The organism is Paucihalobacter sp. (assembly GCF_036825875.1).
GTDB lineage: Bacteria > Bacteroidota > Bacteroidia > Flavobacteriales > Flavobacteriaceae > Paucihalobacter.
Map to the genome: position 1 here is coordinate 1 of NZ_DAISXK010000084.1, position 3,898 is coordinate 3,898.

General features: G+C 34.9%; 4 protein-coding genes. 3 read left to right on the plus strand and 1 reads right to left on the minus strand.

Annotation, left to right across the window (positions count from 1 at the left end; all coding sequences use genetic code 11):
- The first annotated feature begins 109 nt into the window (after positions 1-109).
- Together V7Z48_RS13455 and V7Z48_RS13460 are read left to right on the plus strand one after the other, a co-directional pair.
- A complete protein-coding gene (locus V7Z48_RS13455) occupies positions 110-787 on the plus strand; it encodes a ComF family protein (protein ID WP_334114139.1) in 678 nt (225 codons plus the stop codon).
- A gap of 166 nt (positions 788-953) precedes the next feature.
- Positions 954-2,567, plus strand: a complete 1,614-nt coding sequence (locus V7Z48_RS13460) for an Ig-like domain-containing protein (RefSeq protein ID WP_334114140.1) — start codon at positions 954-956, stop codon at positions 2,565-2,567.
- A gap of 58 nt (positions 2,568-2,625) precedes the next feature.
- On the opposite strand, the gene V7Z48_RS13465 is transcribed toward V7Z48_RS13460, so the two are convergent.
- Complete coding sequence (locus V7Z48_RS13465; RefSeq protein ID WP_334114141.1) at positions 2,626-2,889, minus strand: hypothetical protein; 264 nt, start codon at positions 2,887-2,889, stop codon at positions 2,626-2,628.
- Positions 2,890-3,066: 177 nt separating this feature from the next.
- Here V7Z48_RS13465 and V7Z48_RS13470 point away from each other — a divergent pair.
- Positions 3,067-3,898, plus strand: an 832-nt coding sequence (locus tag V7Z48_RS13470) for an ATP-binding protein (RefSeq protein ID WP_334114142.1), incomplete at its 3' end; no start/stop codon positions are given.

Consider the following 3,898-nt stretch of genomic DNA (forward strand, 5'->3'; position numbering starts at 1 on the left):
AATTAATCTGTAGTTAAATAATTGAGGGTTAACTATCATTATTAATTGTAAATTTAAGCAGCGAAAGTAGATATTATCTTTTTGTTAAATTATTTTAATCGATAAAGTGATGATTAATTTGTTAAACTTGTTTTTTCCGAAGGTTTGCCTGTCTTGTACGGCACATTTGGCCGACAACGAGTTACATCTTTGCACAGAATGCCGGCATGAATTACCAGTCACCAATATTCATTTTTCAAATGACGATTTTATAAAAAAACTGTTTTATGGAAGACTAAAATTAGAATACGCTACCGCACTTTTGTATTATTCAAAAAAGGGATTGGTGCAAGAGTTACTTCACAATTTAAAATATAGAGGTTATCAAGATGTTGGCCTTTGTTTGGGGGAATGGCTCGGTGCAGAATTAACGGAAGTGCATCAATTTAAAACCATAGACTTGGTAATTCCTGTACCCTTGCACAAATCAAAACAGCGCAAACGCGGGTTTAATCAAGTTACTAAGTTTGGGCAAGCCATTGCGAGCTCGCTTGACATTCCGTATCGCGATAACATATTATTGAAAGTCACCAATACCAAAACGCAGGTGTTTAAAGACAGATTAAAACGTTGGAGCGATTCTGGGGCAGTCTTTAAAATTGAAAACACTGGTCAGATAGAAAACAAACATATATTATTGGTTGATGATATCATCACAACTGGTGCCACAATTGAATCTTGCGCAGCAGAATTACAAAAGGCGAAGAATGTAAAATTAAGTATCGCGACTATGGCAATTGTAAATTAATTTTGTCGTTAAATTATTTTAATATTGTTTCTTTGCGTTTCTATGAAATTACCATTAACAAAATGGCAAACCAACCGCCATGCGCTTCAAAGCTTAAGGCGACGAAGCCGAAAATGGATTATTTGGGCATTCCATGTGACCGCTTAAAAACAATAAATATTTACAGATGAAATTTATAAATAAATACATTAAACAACTTTTTGCACTTTGCTGTGTGTTAGCGGCTTTTGCTTGTGCCAATAGAGGCATGCCTGAAGGTGGTTTAAAAGACACAGAACCACCAGTTATAATTAGAACCATCCCAGAAAATTTCACTACCAACTTTGAAGGTGACGAAATACGCATTTTTTTTGATGAATACGTCAAATTAAAAGACTTACAAAAACAACTCATCGTATCACCACCAATGGAGTCTAATCCAACAATAACACCGATGAGCGTGGCCAGTAAGTACATCACTATAAAAATAAACGACACCTTAGATGCCAATACTACCTATGCTATAAATTTTGGTAACTCAATTGTAGATAACAATGAAGAAAATCCCTATCCCTATTATCGCTATGTGTTTTCAACCGGAACCTATATTGATTCACTTTCAGTGAATGGTGTGGTAATGGATGCAGAAAAACGTGTGACGGATAAATTTATTTCCGTTATGCTTTACGAAGTAGACTCTTCTTACACCGATTCTATTGTTTATAAAAAGAAACCCAAATATATAACCAACACTTTAGACAGCACAACCACTTTTAAAATTGAAAACATAAAGGCTGGAACATATAAACTCATCGCCCTAAGGGAGGAAACTAGCAACTTTACATTTCAGCAAAAAACGGATAAAATCGGGTTTGTAGAGCATTTTATCAATGTGCCAACAGATTCTCTTTACACCATTAGGTTATTTAAAGAGGTTAACGATTTTAAGATGATTAGGCCAAAGCAAATCGCCGAGCAGCGCATTATGTTTGGTTTTGAGGGCGATCCCGAAGGTGTAGATATTAAAATTTTAGATACCGTACCTGATGGCTTTGAATACAAAATATCGAGAGATAAAAAAACCGATTCACTCTATTATTGGTACAAACCACAACTTGAAAAGGATTCGACATTTTTTGTAGTCACAAAAAACACCTACCGCGACACACTTAAGCACCGATTTATGAAAACTGATAAGGATAGTTTAGTGATTACTGGAAACCCCAATGGTGTTTTAGATTTTGCTAAAAAGTTCACCGTTGAAGGCAGCATTCCGTTGGTGAGTTTAGAAGCGTCTTTGGTAAACATCATGGATAGAGATTCGGTGGTAATCCCGTTTAAAAGCAGCTTTAATGAGGCTGATCATTCCTTTGTTTTTGATTTTGAAAAAGAAGAAGCCCAACGTTATAAAATAACAATCTTGCCTGAAGCCATTAAAGATTTCTATGGCAATACCAACGACACGCTAAATTTTCAACTATCCACCAAGCAGAAATCTGATTATGGAAATATTAGGGTGAATTTAATCAATGCGAAACTACCGCTTATTGTTCAGTTGGTAGATGATAAAGGTGAAGTGAAGTATGAGCGCTACACAACCAGCGCGACATTTGTAGATTTTTTTGATGTTACCCCAAGAAATTATTATCTGCGTGCCATTTTTGATACCAACGAAAACAAAGTTTACGACACCGGCAGTTTTTTAAATAAGGTGCAGCCGGAGCGCGTGAGTTACCATCCGGAGGAAATTGAGGTGCGTGCCAATTTTGATTATGTTGAGACGTTTACTTTGTTGGATTGAGATAAATTATTATCCATTTTAAAAACCTCACAGGTTTCTAAAACCTGTGAGGTCTATTCTAATTTGTAATCTCAAACACATCCCCATCATCCAAAAACCGCAATGTATCTCGTGAAGATTGTATGTGTTCCTTTTTTAAAGTTACCAGTGCCACATTTTCTAATTCATGTTTCAGTGTGTCTATTTTATGACCCAACACATCATAAACGCCTGAATGACCACCATAGTGGTGGTTGTTGCCAAACCGTCCAACGCTAACTCGGTCTATTCTATCAGGTATTATAAGAATGTAGATTATAATTATATTGAAAGGGAAAAACACCTCAAAACTTGTAGAAGCCGAATAAATTATTCCTATTCTATTTACAGCTTTTCGGTTCCGCCTTTATGTTGTTCTGCACAAGCAAAAGAATGAATAGATACGAAATTTCGATATTATAATGACGAATAAGCATAACTATTGGTCATTGCAATATTTTGTTTTATCTTTGAAATAAAAATGTTTGATAGAACAATAGAAAACACTATTCGAGAAAAGATTAATGGAGGAAAAGCCATTGTGGTAGTTGGCGCACGCCAGGTTGGGAAAACAACATTGCTAAACGCAATTCTTAAAGACAAAGAATTTTTATTCCTTGATGCTGACGACCCTGCGACACGAAATCTTTTACAAAGCCCAACAACAGAACAGATTAGAACGTTCATCAGTGATTACAAATATATATTCCTTGACGAAGCTCAAAGAATACCTGGCATAGGTTTAACTTTGAAAATCATTACTGACCAATTCAAAAATATTCAGTTGTTTGTTAGTGGTTCGTCTTCATTTGATTTAGGTAACGAATTGAATGAACCATTAACAGGCAGGAAATGGGAATATGAATTGTTTCCCATTTCTTGGGAAGAATACGAAAATAAAATTGGAGTTATAAAATCCGAACAACAAATAGAAAACAGATTGCTTTATGGATTTTATCCCGAGGTTATTAATAATCAAGGGAAAGAACGGGAGACATTGAAAAATCTTGTAAATAGTTATTTGTATCGAGATATTTTGGCATTTTCAGACATCAGAAAACCTGAAGTTCTTGAAAAACTACTGCAAGCCTTAGCTTTACAAATGGGAAGCGAGGTTAATTACAATGAGATTTCACAACTAATTGGCATTAATAAAATTACGGTTCAAAAATACATCGAAATTTTAGAAAAAGGATACATCGTATTTCGACTGCATAGTTTTAGCCGAAATATTCGAAACGAAATAAAACAGAATAGGAAAATCTACTTTTACGACAATGGCATCAGAAATATGATAATTAGCAATTTCAACC

Excerpts from the sequence above, each read along its gene's own strand:
- V7Z48_RS13455 (WP_334114139.1), top strand. The coding sequence starts at position 110 with ATGATTAATTTGTTAAACTTGTTTTTTCCGAAGGTTTGCCTGTCTTGT.
- V7Z48_RS13460 (WP_334114140.1), top strand. The coding sequence starts at position 954 with ATGAAATTTATAAATAAATACATTAAACAACTTTTTGCACTTTGCTGT.